Origin of the sequence: Bradyrhizobium sp. USDA 4538 (assembly GCF_024171045.1) — a bacterium.
Taxonomy (GTDB): Bacteria; Pseudomonadota; Alphaproteobacteria; order Rhizobiales; family Xanthobacteraceae; genus Bradyrhizobium; species Bradyrhizobium australafricanum.
This window is the reverse complement of record NZ_JALJZE010000002.1, coordinates 88,771-106,323: the sequence shown is the minus strand read 5'-3', so window position 1 is coordinate 106,323 and position 17,553 is coordinate 88,771. Positions and strand designations below refer to the sequence as shown.

Sequence of the window (17,553 nt, the reverse complement as noted above, 5' to 3'; positions counted from 1 at the left end):
GGCTGCGTCGAGGGATAGCGAAGGCAGCTGCGTGCATCCGCCGCTTAGGCTCCTTGAGCGGCCTTCTTTCTGGCCAATCTGACAAAGGTGGCAGAGGGGGGATATGTGCCGCTCGTCCTGGCCGTGTCAGTCTATGGTGTCATGTGGATATGGCATCGCGGGGCGGCCGCCGTCTCTGCGCGGCTGCGCGAGGCGCTGATCCCGGTCCCGCAATTTATGGCAGAGGTTGCCGAAAGGAACGTGCCTCGGGTGCCTGGCACCGCAGTATTCCTAACCCGAACCGAGCACGGCACGCCGCCGGTCATGGTTTGGCATGTCAAGCATAACCGCGCTCTGCACGAACAACTCTTCGTGGTACGCGTGGAGATCCTCTCGGTGCCGTGGGTTCAGCCCAACAATCGGATAACGCTTGAAGAGGTTGCGCATAACTTCTGGCGTGCAGAGGCGCGGTTCGGCTTCATGGAGCGTCCCCATATCCCGGGGCTGCTCGCCCAAAGCAAATCGCTGGGATGCGCCATCGAGATTGCCGACGTGACGTACTATGTGGGCCACGAGACCGTGATCCGACGTGAGGACGGCATGGGCCTGCCCGGCTGGCAGGAGCGTCTATTCGCAACAATGGAGCGGAACGCGCAACATGTCAGCGATTTCTTCAGTCTTCCCAACGACCAGGTGGTGGAGATCGGACGACAGGTGGCAATCTAGATGCCGTAATGGCCGGCCTTCGCGAGCCTAGCCAGGTTGGTGGCTGTCCCTCAGAATGATGATGTTGAAACGGACTCCAAGTGATCGGCTCCAGGCATCAAGTGAGGAACAGCCATGGACTATATTATGCGGGGATCGACGTTTCTTTGAAAGAGAGCAGCATCTGCGTTGTTGACGGGACTGGCAAGGTCGTCCGCGAGGTCAAGGTCGCCAGCGAGCCTGAGGTGCTTATTGGCTATTTCGACGAATTGGGATTACCTGTCAGCCGCATTGGGCTCGAGGCCGGGCCGTTGTCACAGTGGCTGCATGCCGCACTTGTGGCCGCCGGCCGCGATGCAGTGTTGCTCGAGACACGGCATCTGAAAGCAGCACTCTCGGCCATGACCGCCAAGACCGACCGGAAGGATGCCCGCGGGATCGCTCAGTTGCTGCGGATGGGCTGGTATCGTCCGGTTCACGCGAAATCGGTGCCTTGCAAGGATACCCGGGCTCTTCTTGTTGGACGAAAACTTCTGCAGGGCAAGCTTCTCGACGTCGAGCTGAGCATCCGCGGTATCTTGCGTGGCTACGGGCTGAAGGTCGGCGAAGTGAGCCGTGGACGGTTTGAAGCGCGCATTCGGGAATTGACAGCGGAGCATGTGACCCTGGAAATGGTGATAGGCGCGATGCTCGCCGCGAGGACGGCGTTGTGGAACGAGTTCACCAGGTTGCATCGTGAGATGCTGAGGATCGCGCGGGCCGACAAGGTTTGCCGGCGATTGATGAGCACGCCTGGCGTCGGCGCTTTGGTCGCCCTGACATATCGCTCGGCGGTGGATGACCCGACGCGGTTTGGAAAATCCAGTACGATCGGCGCCTAGTTCGGGCTCACGCCTAAAAAATGTCAGTCCGGTGAGACCGACCGGGACGGAGGCGTCAGCAAGGTCGGCGACGCCATGGTGCGGACCGCGCTCTTTGAAGTGGCGCACATCATGCTGACGCGTGCGACACGCTTCTCGAGCCTGAAGTGCTGGGCACTCGAGGTTGCGCGACGGCGCGGCATGAAGCGCGCCAAAGTGGCCCTTGCTCGCAAGTTGGGCGTTGTGCTGCATCGCATGTGGGTGGACGCGACCGAGCTCCGCTGGAGCAAAACCGCTGCGGCTGCGTAGGAGATAGAGAAGATTCGGAACGAGCCGGAAACGGTACGTTCTCCTGAGGTCCCGCCGCCGGGACGAGGGCTTGGCAAGGTCGTGAGTAGTGCTGTGAATGCTGCGGCAGATCACGCGTCCTAGATTGACCTGCCGGCTCTGGATCTGATGGCATGGTGTGGCGGTCTTCGTGCCGACCACGGACAGAAGCATGATCCTGGTGATGATATTTGTTGAGAGGGACCTGACGAACAAAGGCCCATTACAGAAGCACTACGTTCGCTTGCGGACCCCTTTGAAGCCCATGGAGCAGGCGACCCCGCCAAGCCTCCCGCGAGACGGGGCCGCTCGTTTTGGTCGACGCGCGCTGGAGGTCATTTGGGCTCGTCGATCGCTTAAATCACGCGCGACAACTCGATCAAGGAAGGAGCGGTCGACACCATGGAAGCGGGTATCAACCTCGCTCAAGAACTGGCAGCTCTACATTGTTGCGGAGTATAGGCGCAAAAAAAACACCCCCGCCGAAGCGGGGGGCCAAAAACCAGGGAGAGTGAATGCACCGATCGCTTGATGAGGTATAAGCGATTGCAGTCAAAATTGGCGCACAACTTTTGTACAGAACGGACAATCCCGGGGTCCACGCTTGGCGGATGCCTTCTCGCGACAACACAATGGTCCCCGCCGTACCATATTCTTGCGATCTAACGAGCTTCCGAGTTTCGCTGTCTTCCGCAAATAGCTCCTTATTGAACGCCACTAAAAAGAACCACCACGCGGACGGAAACGAGCCTTGACGCTAGTGAACCGCTCGCGCGGGAGAATCGTGATTGGTCCGCCGAAAAGGCCACCGCAGCTCTGAGATTCACGACAACGCGCAACCGAAGCAGGAATCTCCCAAACGCCTATCCGAACGAGCCGATCGAGCGTACCTTCCGCGACGCCATCGCCATTCGGACCATCGAACGTGATCGCGCGCGACTAAATCGGCAAATCTTTGGTTGGTTGTCCCTGGAGCTGTTCTATGAAGGGGAGAGTAGGTCGGAAATCGTTGGGGCCGACCAGATTCTGTGATGGCGGAGGCGCAGTTTGCAAGAACCTCCCACTGCTTCGAATCATTCGTGCCCGGAGGGCAAACTGCACATCAGACATAACTACAACGTCTGCGCTCGACGCGCGACGGATATACGTTCATGTGGTCAATGCACGTGACGGAACTTACCCTCTAACTCGGCTATGGCCCCTGCGGTAACGAGGCTCAATGACCCCAAGCGAACCGAGGACACCATCGGCGCGAGCTTGCGAAGCTCGCCCAAGCCTGGACAATAGCGATCAACCATATCATTGAGCCGCGCAAGCTGAGCTTCCGAAGCCGGGCTGTCCAGGATTACCTCCATTTCGATCGGGTCGTTGCCGGACCACACCCCCTTGCGGAAATCGAAGCAACTGCTCGGGTCACGTGGGCGCGTGTACCGGACCAAGACGTCGTTCAGCGAGACTCCGAGTATGTCGGCATAACGACGATAACTGATCTCGTGGCAGAGGCCTAGATTTATCAGGACGCTTTCCAGCAGTAAGGTTCGCCTCAGTTTAGCTCTCCCATCGCGTTTCATCTCTATCGAGCCTGAATTGACGGATCGCGGCATCTCTGTATGCCGCGTCCGCAATGACGAGTGCGCTTGCTTGGGATCGGCGCGGAATACACGTTCCCGGAACGTGTTCTTGAAATTGACGCTCATCATTTCCTCTGAGACTGACGTTGCGACCGTCTGGAACCTCGCGCGGTAGCGATTCTTAAGCGACCCCACCGCCGAGCCGATCGCGGCACGACGATGGGCTGAAGAAATCCGTACGAAACGGACTTTCACTTTCTCGTTTCAGAATAGGCGCGTGCGAGCAGGTACTGACGACACCTAGTAGCTGTGTCGCTGCTCTCGAAACAGGTATTCCGGGTTCTCTGCGCAAAGCCCTCCGACGCCAGATGCGCTCGCTTTGCATTGCTGATAGGTCGAATATTCGCACTCGCCGGGCCAGCCCCTTGGTGGTCCTTGCAGGCAATATCGATCCGATGCGGGCTGTCCATCTGCGCCTTCATGATCCATGTGTGTACGTGCGAGACATGGGTCCGCCATCACAACAGAGGTAATGGCCAGAAGGCCAGCGAACAGGATATCGCGCAGAAACCGAACCCTCGTATGAGCTGCGCTGCGGGATGGATGCGTGATCTGCGGGACGGGTGTCATCACAGACAAGACATGCGAACAAGAGTCGGGCTCGAGTCGCGACAGTGACCCAGATGAAGTCCCTAACGGCGCCGTCAAATTGCGTTTGCTCGTCAACATGAAAGCCTTTCGACCAAAACCGCTGCGTCACCGACATAGTGCACATGCGATTCGCATTAGCAGCGACGCGGGTAACCCGCGTCGGCTGGGCAAGAAAGTCGCCGCACGACATAGGAGACATGCGAGACGACTAAGACCATAGTGCAATTGTCTGCCACGAATTGTACTTACGTCTGATCTCACGCGAGCGCGTCTGATTGATCAGTCTCCGTTCGAACACGCGGATGTTGCGAAATGAACTGTCGAGGGCGCATGGAAGCAGATGGTCGATACTGTTGTCCTCGAACACGATCAGGTGCAATTTACTTTCTCTTGCGTGCTCCTCAGCGGCAACGTTCGAACTATCTGTACCATCGTCCGCAACGTGACAGCCGCGGCGGTCTCGCGTTCTGGCAAGCATCGCGCCTTTCCCTACGCCTCGGCGCCGTCAGGCGGTGGTGACGAACACGGGCGCTCCGACACGGAATCAAGAAAGTGTGTAATCGGCCGTCCTTGAAATCTGCACGTCCTTACTCATCCGCTTCATCAACTCGCGGACGTAATCCTCTCCGGCGGCGTCGGCTCTTGAAGCGACTGTTCGGTCACATGCGAGTGAAGTTAAACGAGTAAGACGACCGCTATCTTGGCAGCGTCCGATTCGACATCCAGTGAAGCAGCGCTTCGCATCGAAGCGGACCTCGTGGACATTGAGCTGTGGCATCAGTCGGCTGCTGCGAGCAAGGCTCCGCTACAGAGCAAAGTGATCCGTGGCCGCGATCAAGAAAGTCGTTGACGTAGCGTGTGGCAAAAGAGGAGCTGATCATCGTATTGATGTCAGCGATACTGACTTCAAGGGCGGCAGCCGTTTGCCAATCGATCAACGATTGGTTGGTCTATCGCAGGGAGGAGTCTCAACCGGAATAGCAAACCCAGCTTTTACCCGATCCAAGACGACCATTGTCTTGAAAGATTTGATGTCAGGGTTCTTATAGAAGAAGCACCTGGTGAACTGCTCATAGTCCTCCATGGTAGGTGCGGTGACGTATAAGATAAAATCAGCCTCGCCGGTGACATAGAAGCCGTTGACGACATCAGCTGACAATTTGATGTCCTTCTTAAATTGATCGATTATGTCCGAACGCTCTCGCTCCATTGTAACCAACACGAGCATTTGGATTGGTCTTCCCACGGCTTTCGGCGAGACGATTGAGATATCGGCCTCTATGATCTTTTCCGCGCGAAGCCTCTTCAACCGCCGCTGGCACGCAGTAGCAGAAAGCCCCGCGATTTCGCCGATCACCTCGGACGTCAGACGGTTGTTCTTCTGCACGATCTCGAGGATGCGCGCGTCTATCCGATCGTACTGCATTGCACAGCAGCTCCAGCCTCGTCGTGAATTCGTCGCCCGATTCCATGCGAAGAAAATCGATCAAGGGCATGAAAACATGGAGAAATGTTCCGCCCACCCTTTGAGGGTGTCAAGCGCGGTCGGCCGCGCCGCGTCCTCGGGCAGTCGCGCCGTTCCGGGCGCATGTCTCTTCCAGTTTCGAGTTGGTTCCCGGGCTGACGACAGGGGTCTCACAAGTTGGATGGCGTTGGTACCATTGCGCCGCATGTCCGCGCGCGTTGCAGCATTGAACTTGTGAAGCGGAAACATCATTTACATGTTCGAGTGCGTGCGGCAATCGTATTTGTATTTGGGACGATTGAGCGGCGGCAGAGCCTGTGATGCCGCGACCAGCTAGCTGGCTCTTGCGGTGTGGCCGTTTTGCCCGAGGCCGTTTCTCCACCCGATGATCATTGGCGCAACCTCAATCGCGGGCACCGGACGGCTAATCAGGAACCCTTGTGCCTCGTTGCAGCCCTCCGCCTTAACCAGGTTGAGCTGCTCGAACGTTTCGACTCCCTCGGCGATAGTCCGCATGCCGAGGCTTTTCCCAAGGCTGATGACCGCTCGGACGATCAACCTCGATTCTTCAGCCGTAGTCGCTTCCCGTATGAATGACCGATCGATCTTGAGCTTGTCAAAAGGGAAGCTGCGCAGATAACTCAGCGAGGAATATCCGGTACCAAAATCGTCCAACGCGATTCGCAAACGCAATGTCTTGAGCTTGTGCAGCGCGGCCAATGTCTCGGCGTTGTTTGCTAGCAGAACGGATTCGGTTATTTCGAGTTCAAGCCGGTACGCCGGGAGTTTTGAAGCAGCGAGTGCGTTTGCAACGACCTCGACGAGGCCTTGCCCACGAAACTGGGCCGCAGAGACGTTGACCGCGATCTTGAGTTCCTTTGGCCACGTGGATGCTTGCTTGCAGGCGCGACGAAGGACCCATTCTCCGAGCGGCGTAATGAGGCCAATTTCCTCCGCGATGGGAATGAACTGGTCGGGTGGCACGAGGCCCCTCGTCGGGTGACGCCAGCGGAGCAATGCCTCGAAGCCGCCGATTCGGTCGAGACGCAAGTCATATTGCGGCTGATAGTGCAACTCGAATTCATGGTTATTCATTGCCTCGCGAAGATCGAGTTCGAGGGCCCTGCGTCTTTGCAAATGTGTGTCCATGGCCGGCTCGAAAAACCGCCAAGTGCCCCGTCCGTCCGCCTTGGCGCGGTACAGCGCCACATCGGCATTCTTCAAAAGCTTTTCGCCGCTCGCGCCATCACACGGCGCCAGCGAAATTCCCGCGCTGCATCCAATGACGGCTCGATGCCCGCTCAGTTCATAAGGCGCACCGACACAATCTATCACGCGGCGAGCGAGGCGTTCGGCGTCCCCCGAATCGTGGATGCCGCATTGTATGATCGCAAACTCATCGCCGCCCAAACGCGCAACGGTATCGATCTCCCGGACGCAGGCACTTAGTCGGTCGGCAACCGCGCAGAGCAGTTTGTCACCCACCGGGTGCCCCAAAGTATCGTTGACCTGCTTGAAACCATCGAGATCCAGGCAGAACACGGCAAAGTTCGAACCTCGACCGGCCTGCGCAATAGCCTGTTCAATTCGTTCGCCGAACAATATTCGATTGGGCAGCTTAGTCAGCGCATCGTGGCGCGCCATGAACGCAACCTGAGATTCGGCTCTCCGCTGCTCGGTCACATCTTCGCAAGTCATGAGCCAGCCTCCGTCAGAGGTGGGGCGGCGAACGATAGAGATGATACGTCCATCACGGAGCTGCTGGAGACACTTGCCGGCCTCATGCTGGACCAAAACTCGTGCGCGTTCTGCATCCAAATCGGCAGCGGCTTGGTCACCTTGAGTTCCTGCCGCACCGCTCAAAGCGAGAATGTTCTCGAAGGTAGTCCCCGGTTGAACGAGCTCCGGCGAAATGTCATAGATTTCGCAAAAACGCGGGTTGACGACTTGCAACCGGGATTCGCCATCGTAAAGGCACAGGCCCTGTGACATGTTCTTCAGCGCCGCATCGAGCCGTAGGTTCGTCGCATGCAGCGCTGCTTCCTGGCTTTTTAGGGCAGTAATGTCGCTGTAGATAACGATGACGCCGCCCTCTTGCGTGAGACTGCGGCTGACACGTAGCCATCGTCCATCCGCAAGCTGGGCTTCCCCTGCTGACCCATCGAGGCTGATATCTTCAGCTTCCGAGATCGATTCGGCCATCGCCGAGCCGCCGCCCGCCACGATCCGGGGACGTAGGGAATTGGATTGCAGAAGCTCCGGCGAGCTGCGGATAAATTCGTTCGCTCGAGAGTTGGCCAAGGCGAGCTGACCATTCCCATCCAACAGCACGACGCCCTCCCGGGAGCTTTCAAGGGCGGCCGTAAGCCGCGCCTGTGCAGAACGCCGTTGCGCCACCTCTCGATCAACCATTGCCTTGATATTATCCCGCATGACTTTTATCGCGGTGAGCAGCGTTCCTAGCTCATCGCTTCCGCCCTCGGGAATGACTGCGTTCAAATCACCGCTGGCGATACTCCTCGCCGATTTAGAAGCAACGGCGACAGGACCGATGATCCGGCGCATCAACAGCCAGGCGAATAACCCAGACAAGATGAGCGCAATCGTCAACCCCGCCACGTTTAGCTGCACATCCCGATTGACCGCGGCGAGGGCCCGCTGCCGGAAGAGAAAGCCGTCGCCAGCGGTGTAGTTGACAAGCAGTTCAACCTGCTGGTTCACGGTTTTAGAGTACTGATCGATGTCGCCGACTAGCGGAGCGTTCGTCGCGCTCGTTTCGGACTTTGCGCCGTCCTCGGCGGATGCTTCGAGTGCGCGTCGACGCAGCGCGACCCAGGCGTCGGCTGCCGCTTGGACCTTGGCGGCTGCTCCTGCGGCTTGTGCCGATTGCGACCGCTCAGTTGCTATTGCGAGATCTTCTGAGAGCGTTTTCGCCAGTGCGTTGATATGGGCGTCAAGTCTTGCACGGTCGGCTGGATCCGTCGTGGTGAGGCGCTGCAAAGACGTCACGCGCATTGCCGCGAAGTCCGCCGCCGCTGCACGCGCATAGTTGATCGACATCAACGATTCGTCGAAGGTTCTCTCAACCAGGGTGCCCGCTTGACGGACTCTAAGTGTGGCGTAACCTCCGAGGGCTGCCGCAATGGCGCTCATTGCAAGACAGAAAATGAGAATTTGCGTACGAATCGTACCCTTCGTTAGCGCGAGGCGGGAAAACCAGCCGGTAGCGAATCGAAACGCGGCGTAGCTATCCTTTACCCGGTTGGCTACGCGATCGATAACGGCACTCATCATGGCGCTTTCGGCTGTATCAAGTTGTGGTCCGCGGATCAGGGCGATGACGTCGCTGCCCTCATCATGATTGGAACCGATGCCGAAATCGTTAAGACCAAATTGCGGCGCTCGGCATGGCTGAAAGTGTAGAATTGCGGCGAGCGGCCGCCCACAGGTTCGTACTTGACGGGTGGGGTTGATATGTACTCACAGCGCTGTTTGCGCACGGACAAATTCTTTGGAGCACAGATTGCAGCAACCATTGCGGCTGGATGATTGCTTGCAGGCGTCGCGCTAGGCGGCCAGCCCGCTTTTCATTTCGCAAAAGGACGAGCATTCCGGCCAAATCGACATCGCAATTAGCGCGGCGATACTTTGCGATTTACGAATGATGACGGCGAGTGTTCGCATCATGCGTACCAAGCATCAACTAGGTAGGCCCGCCACGGGGGACTGATAGCATCGTCACCGCCGCAACGTTGCGCCGCATTCGTGGACTCAATGACGTTTTCAGCGCCACCTTTCTGGGCGGCAAGGGCCAAGCGCATACTTTACGGCAATGGCAAGGATGGTCGGTGGCGATGCTGTTGATTTCGGCATCGACCGTTTATCAGTCCGGTAGGGCTCCCCGGTGTCGTCGAACTCGGCGCGCAGCGCCGCGATCAGCGGCTTCGAATATGGAATTTCTTCGCCCAACTGATGCAGCCTCTCCAGTTCGGCAAGCAGGCGGGCGCGTGCCCGTGGGGTCAATTGCTGCAGATACTGCCTAAGTGGTGGTCTGGTCCGGCCCAGTCATCAAACGCATCCACTGCTCCGGAAGATACCATTGGGACTCCCTGTACCGCTCCTCCCTACCTCGCCTGCAGATACCTCTGAGCGTCACGTTCCAACACAAGGCAGCTCAAGCAACCGGTCGTAAATGCACCTGTGTCCACGTTGATTCGATTGGGACGTACCTCAGGCTCCTCGACAGGTGCGTGCCCATGAACGACGATCTTGCCAAAATCCGTCTTACTGCTCAGGAATTCGTCTCGAATCCAGAGCAGATCGGTCGGCCGCTGTTGGTCGAGCGGGATACCTGGCCGCACGCCAGCGTGGCATAGAAAGTATTTGCCAACGGAGATCGAGAGCTTCAACGATGAGATAAACGCAAGATGCTCGTCCGGTACCGCGGCGCGAAACGCCCTGGATGTCTGCTCGAATCCCTTTCCGATCATGAGCGTGCTGGCTGACACGCCATAGGACTGAATGGTCTCGAGCCCACCCCAGCGTCTCCAGTCGGCGCCGATCTCCGGGTCCACCAGGAACAGCTGGAGCATCTCTTCATGGTTGCCTTTCAGCGGGACGTACGGCGTAGGAAACGTGTTTCGCGTAAGCCGGTCGAGGACGCCCCGCGAGTCTGGGCCACGGTCAACGTAGTCTCCCAGCGTTATCGTGAACGCATCGGCGACCGGGCGATCGGCGAGGTCCTGTCTGATGAGATCAGCGATCTTATCGAGTAGATCCGAGCGACCGTGGATATCGCCGATTACATAAAGCCGGTTATCAGCGCTCAATGTAAGAGATGAATCGCCCACCATCGTTCTCTCGGATTGTCCGAGCCCTCTGCCGCTTAACTACGGAAAACGCTGGGCGGTTGGCATACCGAGTTCACGTTCGAGTCGAACCGATACTGTACCGCCTACACCTTTCAACAAAAGGCGAACGCGACTTGCGTGATGGCTATGAGATTCGGCGAGCATTTGCTCGCTGCAAATATACAAGCCGTACAAAGAGCCAGCTACCGACCGGGGTGTGTCTTCTCTGCAGCGGTTTGGTTCATTGCGTGCGGTCGGCGCGTTACCGAGGTCTTGTGGCGATCGTATTTGGAACGATTGAGCCGGCAGTTGTTGGACGCAATCCGTGACGGCGGCCACGACTTCACTCTCAACCGGCCTTTTGACTGCGAACAGGTAGCGGTCGCCGGGGAGGCTCGGAAGTCCGGCTCGGTAGATATTCTCGCACCGGTTCGTGCGATCTACTGGGCTCCTGCACCCGGTTGCCGCGCACCAGCCACGCGCCAAGGCCTGCATGGATCGCTGGTGGGGAATTCTCGGTCTCTCTGTTGCTCATGACAGCGTCGTACCGCTAATTGATTTAGAGTTGGTGGAAGCGACTGCAGACCCTGGCCCGTCGTGCGGTTGAGTTGTCAGGCTGATGTCGGCGCGAGGGATAATCATGAACGACATGACGTTTGGCGCGCGAATGCCCGAAGACTCCTCGGCTAAATCTATCAGCGTGCCCGGATCTGTGCTCGCAGCTATAGCGCTTGAGTTTCGGAACTACACGCCGAGGGAGGCCGACACGGAAATCGGCCGCCTTCTCGGAACTCGTATCGCGGCTCATGCTGCATAACGCGCCACGCGTATTATTGGAGAATACAAATGCCTGACGTTATCGAAGTTATTAGCAAGACTCACAAGCGCTATGCGGATCGACTGCGGAAGGACCGCGAGCTAGTTGCGCAGATCGAGGAGATCGGTCAACGCGGCCGAGAACTGACCGTAGAGCAAAACAAACATATCGCAACGTGGCAGGCTCAGCAGCCGCGCCATAAACCGCAGCCGAAGTTGCGCCATCAGGGCGCAGCCGATCTGCTGGGTTCGCTGTTACCCGAGCAATCGCCAGAAGAGCCGGCCCGCCTATGCCGCCAGGGAATTGGTATGGTGCTGCCGAGATGCGCGAAGTGGGCGCGCAGATAGAGGCGCGCGCAAGCTGCTGCTGGTTGAGATAGAAAAGGAGCGTGCCACCTACAGCAAAGTGGCCAACGAACAGCGCCGAAAGGATTATGTAGCAGTGCTAGCAAGGTTGTGTCCGCTGCCAAGAGCCTTGGCGACGCACTGCAAGCGCATCATGAATTCATTGATGGCATGCGCATTGATGGTATCGAAGGCTGACGGCCAGCCGGCCAAGCTGAGCTACATAGGCCATGCGCTGATGGAGAACCGCAATGGTTATCGAGTGTACTTATACAAAATGCGGGATCGGGGAACATCAACGAGAATGGCGATCGGCGGACCGTTCAGAGAGGTCAAGCTGGATGATTGCCCGCGCGCGCGCGTTTCTTCCTTCACCCGGTCTTCTCCCGGTGCGACTTCTAGTGGCCGACTATGGCCACGTCGTATCAGGTTCGTACACAACGTACGATGAGGCCGCGCGAGATATAGTGTTAGGAATGTCTCGGCGGCCAGCAATGTGACTGTACCGCCTTGAGTGTAGACGCCAAGCCTGCACTTTACGAGAAACCGCCGGAAACGATTCAATCAGGTTGGTCATCTTTTATATGTCACGCGAACGCTATAGTGAGTGTTCCTCTGCCGTTGAAGGTGGCCCGTCGCCCCGCGAAATGCGTTTGGAAGACAGGGACGTCAAGCCCTCATTGGTGCCGTTTGAAAAGGACGATCCCGACGGTGTAGGCTCTTGCTGACAGTTATCAGCGAAGAAGGGGAGTTACCTCTTTAATTGTTGGCCGATGTGAACAGCGTCACACCTGCTCGGTCGTCACCGCATGTATTTAATGATGTGCCGGAATCGCATCGACCATATTGGAAACAGGACGATGGAAATCGTGCAGCAACCAAAACGTCAGCCAGTTCGGCCCAAGCAAGTCGACGACACTAGAGCGGTTTTCAGTTGAGGTGAATCGGAACAGTCAAAGGGGATTCCCACGGGCACGCAAATCAGATTCGGTGTTGCCCGCGACAACATGCGGGGCATGCGATGGCGAAGGGATACTCCAAGGACCTCAGGGTGCGTGCGGTTGAGCTTGTTGAGTCCGGCGAAAGCGCACGTGAGGCTGCGCGCATTCTCAATCTCGGCGCTTCGACTACGATCCGATGGATGGATCGTTGGAGGAAGACCGGAAACGTTGAGGCCAAGCCCGGCACCGGGCACAGCCGCTCGCCGTTGGAGCAGCACAAGCAGTGGCTGATCGAGCTGATCGCCGCGGAGCCGGACCTGACGCTCGAGGAGATCCGCGCGCGTCTGCGCTCTCAGAGAAAGCAAAAGGCCGGCATCGGTTCGATCTGGCGTTTCTTCGACCGTCACAGCATCACCTTCAAAAAAAACACTGCACGCCGCCGAGCAGGATCGACCTGACGTCGCTGCCGAGCGTGCCGCGCTGAAAGCCGAGCAGCCCAAGCTGCGTGCACCGCGCCTCATCTTTATCGACGAGACTGCGGTCACGACGAAGATGGTCCGGCACTATGGGCGCTCTCCTCGCGGTGAGCGCCTCGTCTCTGGCGTGCCCCATGGTCACTGGAAGACGCTGACGCTTGTCGCCGCGCTGCGCATCGATGGCCTCACGGCGCCCTATGTCATCGACGGTGCAATGGATGGGCCCTCGTTCCTGGCTTATGTCGAGCAAGTCCTGGCGCCGACCTTGCGCAAGGGCGACATCGTCTTCATGGACAACTTGCGCACTCACAAGATCGCCGGTGTCCGCGAGGCGATCGAGGCTGTCGGCGCCCGCGTGCGTTATCTGCCGGCCTACTCGCCCGACCTCAATCCGATCGAACAGGCCTTCTCCCGGTTGAAAGCTGCGCTGCGCAAAGGCGCCACCCGCACGGTCCAAGCCCTGCTCAAACTCATCGGCAAACTCGTCAAGTCGTTTGCGCCGCAGATGTGTGCCAACTACTTTAGGCATGCTGGATACACCAGATGATCCACATCATGTGGAAAATGCTCTAGCTACGACCTCGCAATCCTGGCGGGCTACGCGATGATGTCGATCATGCTTCTGATCGCGATATACCTTGACGCGTTCTCGCCGGGAGCGACTCCTGACGACTTCATAGCGATGGCGGCATTCCCCTAGCAAATGATAGTGAATCTGCCGACGGGGCCGTCGTGACGCCAGCAACGTTAGACATTGCCTCGATCGATCCATTCGTTACATGGACGCACGTGACGGCGCGCGAATGCGTCGCGGTCGAAGGATTATCGGAATCACTTTGCGGGGTCGAATTCGGCCAAGCTGATGGAAGCCTATTTGTAGTACAAATTGACGTCATCGAATCTTTCAAGGAATCGCGGTCGTGCAGGATGATTTTAGAGGCAACAATTTCGCCGAAGTGTGGGGGAGCGCTCAGCGTCGGCGCTCCGAGGATGCGGCTCACTGGTTTGCGAGCATTGTGGCAGCACGATCGTCCTCCAAATCGTCGCTCAATTGCCGCAGCGTACTCTTCCGAGGTTTGCGCGTGATAGCCAAGCGGTCGCTGTTCCAGCGGCAAGCCGCGCCGCGGTCAGTCCCGTCAAACGCAGGAGGAGGACGCAGTGGGAGCTGAGTTTACTCTGGCTGTGTTCGGATTGAGTGGGATAGCTGCGGGGTTCTTCGCCGGTCTGTTCGGCATCGGCGGGGGATTGATCATGGTCCCGGTGCTGGTCTACGCATTCAAGACGACGGGGACTGACCCGCAGCACGCTGTCGCGATGGCGCTTGGAACGTCTATGGCGGCAATTGTGTTTTCGGCGGCACAAAGCGCATATGGCCATTATTGCCGCGGCAGCACCTCAACCGATGTCATCCGTCGAACGACGCCTTGGGTGGTGATCGGCGTCGCGTTGGGCAGCGCACTCGCTTCCGAAGCACCCGCGATCCCGTTACTGGTGTTTGTGGCGTGCTTTCAGCTGTTTGCGGCTGCGTTGATGGTGACCGACGTATCAAAGATCGGCGCGCTGCAAACGGTGGCGCGGCGTGGTTCCTCACTGAGATTGTTCAGCCTGGCTTTCGGTGGCATTGCGGCTCTCGCCGGGATCGGCGGCGGAACTCTATTCACACCTTATTTCAAGGCGGCCGGCATGGAGCCGAAGAATGCGATCGGCACTTCGGCCGCGATCGGTCTCCCCGTCAGTCTGGCGGGGACTCTCGCTTATGCCTGGGAGGGTCGCAATGTGCCGCTCGGTCACTGGATGCTTGGCTACATCAACTTGCCTGCCTTGGCGGCGCTCGTCGCCGGAACGCTCGTGACCGTTCGTATTGGTGTGGCGGCTGCGCATTGGCTACCGGCCCGTGTCCTGGCAGGGCTCTTTGCGGTGTTTCTGGTCTTCAATGGTGGGCACCTTTTGTATTCGGCACTTAACGTGACGGCCGCTGCATCGACCTCGTCAACCAGCGGCGGGCGTCCGGAGTAGATGCAATGAACAACATCATTCTACTCTTCTTCTGCTTGCTACTTGGAATTGCGCTGCGTGTTGCCAAGAAGATCCCGGAGAATGGCCATTTCGCGCTGAACGCCTTTATCATTCACATATCCCTGCCCGCGCTTATCGTTCTGCAAATCCATAGTGTCCAGCTACGGACTTCGCTGCTGTTTAGCATTGCGATGCCTTGGTTGATGTTCGGTTTGGGAGTCTGGTTCTTCTGGGCGCTTTCTGGCCGCTTGAAGTTTTCGCGGGAAACGACCGGCGCACTGATGCTTGCCGGAGGTCTTGCCAATACGTCTTTTGTTGGCCTGCCAATGATCGAGGCGTTTTTTGGCGCCCCGAGCATGGCAACCGGCATCTTGATCGACCAGCTCGGGACCTATCTCGTGCTAAGCACGTTGGGCATCACCGTTGCAGCCATTTATTCCGCAGGCAAGGAATCGAAGGCTGCCATCCTCAAGCGGATTGTCCTGTTCCCACCGCTCATTGCGTTGGTGGTCGCCTTCGCTCTGATGCCGCTTGAGCTCCCCAGCTGGGTCGTCGACGCCTTAAAGCGATTGGGCGACACGCTCGCGCCGCTGGCTCTCGTGTCCGTAGGGTTGCAACTGAGGTTTGATCAAAGCAACGGTCTTGTGACCGCGCTCGCGGCGGGCCTCGGGTTCAAGCTGCTTCTTGCGCCCGTCGTGCTGGCACTGCTGTACTGCGGCATCTTAAGGTCGGTGGACGAAACCACACGGGTGACGTTGTTCGAAGCCGCGATGGGGCCGCAAATCGGCGGTGCGATCGTCGCCGTGCAGCATGGTCTCAACCCGCCCTTGGTATCGCTGATGGTCGGGCTTGGCATATGCCTTTCGTTCTTGACGCTGCCGCTGTGGTCGTACGCTCTGCATCACCTGTGAACACGGAACTCGAGTCCCATCAGATATGGTCAGCCCCAAGGTTACTAGCGTGGCCTGTTGCGAGCGGTGGCCTGCGTCACGATACTGTTCGAAGGCACGTCATGGGTCAGCCAGACATTGCTACCGATCGTCGAGCCCCGGCCGACCGTGATCCGGCCAAGGATGACGGCACCGGCGTGGATCACGACATCGTCCTCCACGATCGGGTGCCGGGCGTCGCCCTTGATCAAAGTGCCTTCGTCGTCGATCGGAAAATGCCGTGCGCCAAGGGTGACCGCTTGATAAATGCGCACATTGTCGCCGATGATCGCGGTCTCGCCGATGACGACACCGGTGCCGTGATCCATGAAGAAGCCGGAGCCGATGCTGGCTCCGGGATGAATGTCGACGCCGGTCCTGGCGTGCGCGATCTCCGCCATAGCCTTGCAATCAACCGTGGCCAAGCTGATGGACGATGTGAGTCAGACGGTGGTGGATGATTGCGCTCATCCCCGGGGTAACCAATCAGGATCTCTGGAAAGTTCCTGGCCGCGGGATCGCCCACGAAGGCGGTGCGGAGATCGCTGATGATGAGCCCGCGCACGTCCCGGAGCTGCGAGGCAAATTTGCGCGTCAGATCGATTGCATCGTGCCGGAAGCAGGGCGTGAGGTCCTCGCCAATGAAGAGCGCGGCGTGGTGGACTTGGTCACAGAGCCGGTCGAGAGCGGTGCTCGGACGGTTGCCGACGAAGAAGTCGATATTCTCGCCGTCGGGTTCGAACGGACCATAAGGACGCGGGAATAGCGCTTCGGTCAGGCCATCCAGGATCGCCTGAAGGGCATCACGTGATGGTGGCCGGCGTGCCTCGCCATGCGGCGGATGCTGCGGGTCTCCACCCGGGAGACGCGCAGCGCGGCAACAACCGGCGCGAGATGCCAGCAGTTCTGCACGGGATGAGCCGGGTTGCGCACGCCGTCGTCGGACAGTGCTTGGAAACTTTCGTGCTTCATGCCGCAACAATCCCATCAGTTGTGGCTAGTTGACCCGTTCACCTGACATGGGCCAGGGGAATGCTGATTTCCGCGAGGAGATCGAGGTCAAGCTCGTGGTTGATCTCGATGTACTGACCATTCCAGTAAACCAGCCCGGAGAGGCGAGGCGACAGATCGAAGCTCAAAAGACTGCCGATGATGATTCCGTGCGAATAGCGTTCGATGATTTCCTCAACCTGGCACTCCATCGAGGCAAGAGCATTGCCAAGCAGGGGCACGCCAGACGATCCTGCCGACCATGGGATCCTCTCGAAACGCTGCGCTCCCTTGAGCTTTCCATTGCTGAACCGGCTCGCCAGCTCCTGCTGGTTCGATCCAAGGATATTCACGCCGAACACGCGGTGGCGTTCGATCGGGCCAAACGACGACGCCTGGCGGCTCACGCTGACGAGCAGGCGGGGCGGAGTTGCGCTCAGCGACGTCAGCGAAGTAACGGTCATCCCTGTTATATTGTTGTCGCGTCCGGCGGTGATGATGCTGACCCCGCCGGCAAGGCGCCGCATCACGGCGCGAAACTGATCTTCGATCTCGTGACTTCCACTCGCGAGGTGAATATCTGGCCGTCCCATCCGTCTCTCCCTGGGTATCAGCGGATACCGGCTGCTTGG

At 58.4% G+C, this 17,553-nt stretch carries 14 protein-coding genes and 1 pseudogene; 7 read left to right on the top strand and 8 right to left on the bottom strand.

The window, feature by feature from the left end; genetic code table 11:
- Nucleotides 1-69 precede the first annotated feature (69 nt).
- The gene (locus J2R78_RS41785) at nucleotides 70-705 is read left to right on the top strand and encodes a KUP/HAK/KT family potassium transporter (RefSeq protein ID WP_256559112.1); all 636 of its coding nucleotides are present in this window, start codon (nucleotides 70-72) and stop codon (nucleotides 703-705) included.
- Nucleotides 706-806: 101 nt separating this feature from the next.
- Nucleotides 807-1,853: pseudogene (locus tag J2R78_RS41780) on the top strand (IS110 family transposase).
- 1,175 nt (nucleotides 1,854-3,028) lie between these two features.
- Here the strand turns inward: J2R78_RS41780 and J2R78_RS41775 are convergent.
- The 5 genes from J2R78_RS41775 to J2R78_RS41755 all read right to left on the bottom strand — a co-directional run bounded on the left by J2R78_RS41775 (nucleotide 3,029) and on the right by J2R78_RS41755 (nucleotide 10,411).
- Nucleotides 3,029-3,568, bottom strand: a complete 540-nt coding sequence (locus tag J2R78_RS41775) for a hypothetical protein (RefSeq protein ID WP_253636049.1) — start codon at nucleotides 3,566-3,568, stop codon at nucleotides 3,029-3,031.
- 174 nt (nucleotides 3,569-3,742) lie between these two features.
- Complete coding sequence (locus tag J2R78_RS41770; protein WP_256559077.1) at nucleotides 3,743-3,931, bottom strand: DUF3551 domain-containing protein; 189 nt, start codon at nucleotides 3,929-3,931, stop codon at nucleotides 3,743-3,745.
- Between the two features lie 1,096 nt (nucleotides 3,932-5,027).
- The gene (locus tag J2R78_RS41765; protein WP_253610298.1) at nucleotides 5,028-5,519 is read right to left on the bottom strand and encodes an Lrp/AsnC family transcriptional regulator; all 492 of its coding nucleotides are present in this window, start codon (nucleotides 5,517-5,519) and stop codon (nucleotides 5,028-5,030) included.
- Between the two features lie 372 nt (nucleotides 5,520-5,891).
- Complete coding sequence (locus tag J2R78_RS41760) at nucleotides 5,892-8,852, bottom strand: EAL domain-containing protein (RefSeq protein WP_253610300.1); 2,961 nt, start codon at nucleotides 8,850-8,852, stop codon at nucleotides 5,892-5,894.
- 830 nt (nucleotides 8,853-9,682) lie between these two features.
- On the bottom strand, nucleotides 9,683-10,411 hold the full coding sequence (locus J2R78_RS41755; protein ID WP_253610302.1) for a metallophosphoesterase family protein: 729 nt from the start codon (nucleotides 10,409-10,411) through the stop codon (nucleotides 9,683-9,685).
- Nucleotides 10,412-11,254: 843 nt separating this feature from the next.
- Here J2R78_RS41755 and J2R78_RS41750 point away from each other — a divergent pair.
- From J2R78_RS41750 to J2R78_RS41735, 4 genes are all read left to right on the top strand, one after another.
- Nucleotides 11,255-11,572, top strand: a complete 318-nt coding sequence (locus J2R78_RS41750) for a hypothetical protein (RefSeq protein ID WP_253610303.1) — start codon at nucleotides 11,255-11,257, stop codon at nucleotides 11,570-11,572.
- Between the two features lie 1,018 nt (nucleotides 11,573-12,590).
- Nucleotides 12,591-13,533 (top strand): IS630 family transposase gene (locus tag J2R78_RS41745; protein WP_141343507.1). Its coding sequence is split into 2 segments (ribosomal slippage): nucleotides 12,591-12,929 and nucleotides 12,931-13,533, totalling 942 coding nucleotides; the frame shifts between segments, so codons are not numbered across the junction.
- A gap of 611 nt (nucleotides 13,534-14,144) precedes the next feature.
- The gene (locus tag J2R78_RS41740) at nucleotides 14,145-15,002 is read left to right on the top strand and encodes a TSUP family transporter (RefSeq protein WP_253610305.1); all 858 of its coding nucleotides are present in this window, start codon (nucleotides 14,145-14,147) and stop codon (nucleotides 15,000-15,002) included.
- A gap of 5 nt (nucleotides 15,003-15,007) precedes the next feature.
- The gene (locus J2R78_RS41735; RefSeq protein WP_253610307.1) at nucleotides 15,008-15,913 is read left to right on the top strand and encodes an AEC family transporter; all 906 of its coding nucleotides are present in this window, start codon (nucleotides 15,008-15,010) and stop codon (nucleotides 15,911-15,913) included.
- A 44-nt stretch (nucleotides 15,914-15,957) separates the two neighbouring features.
- Here J2R78_RS41735 and J2R78_RS41730 read toward each other — a convergent pair whose 3' ends face one another.
- Nucleotides 15,958-16,332, bottom strand: a complete 375-nt coding sequence (locus tag J2R78_RS41730) for a serine O-acetyltransferase (RefSeq protein ID WP_253610309.1) — start codon at nucleotides 16,330-16,332, stop codon at nucleotides 15,958-15,960.
- 56 nt (nucleotides 16,333-16,388) lie between these two features.
- Here J2R78_RS41730 and J2R78_RS41725 point away from each other — a divergent pair, with 56 nt between their 5' ends.
- On the top strand, nucleotides 16,389-16,697 hold the full coding sequence (locus tag J2R78_RS41725) for a hypothetical protein (RefSeq protein WP_253610311.1): 309 nt from the start codon (nucleotides 16,389-16,391) through the stop codon (nucleotides 16,695-16,697).
- An 8-nt stretch (nucleotides 16,698-16,705) separates the two neighbouring features.
- Here J2R78_RS41725 and J2R78_RS41720 read toward each other — a convergent pair whose 3' ends face one another.
- Together J2R78_RS41720 and J2R78_RS41715 are read right to left on the bottom strand one after the other, a co-directional pair.
- On the bottom strand, nucleotides 16,706-16,903 hold the full coding sequence (locus J2R78_RS41720; protein ID WP_253610312.1) for a hypothetical protein: 198 nt from the start codon (nucleotides 16,901-16,903) through the stop codon (nucleotides 16,706-16,708).
- Between the two features lie 38 nt (nucleotides 16,904-16,941).
- The gene (locus J2R78_RS41715; RefSeq protein WP_253610313.1) at nucleotides 16,942-17,514 is read right to left on the bottom strand and encodes a flavin reductase family protein; all 573 of its coding nucleotides are present in this window, start codon (nucleotides 17,512-17,514) and stop codon (nucleotides 16,942-16,944) included.
- Between the last annotated feature and the right edge of the window lie 39 nt (nucleotides 17,515-17,553).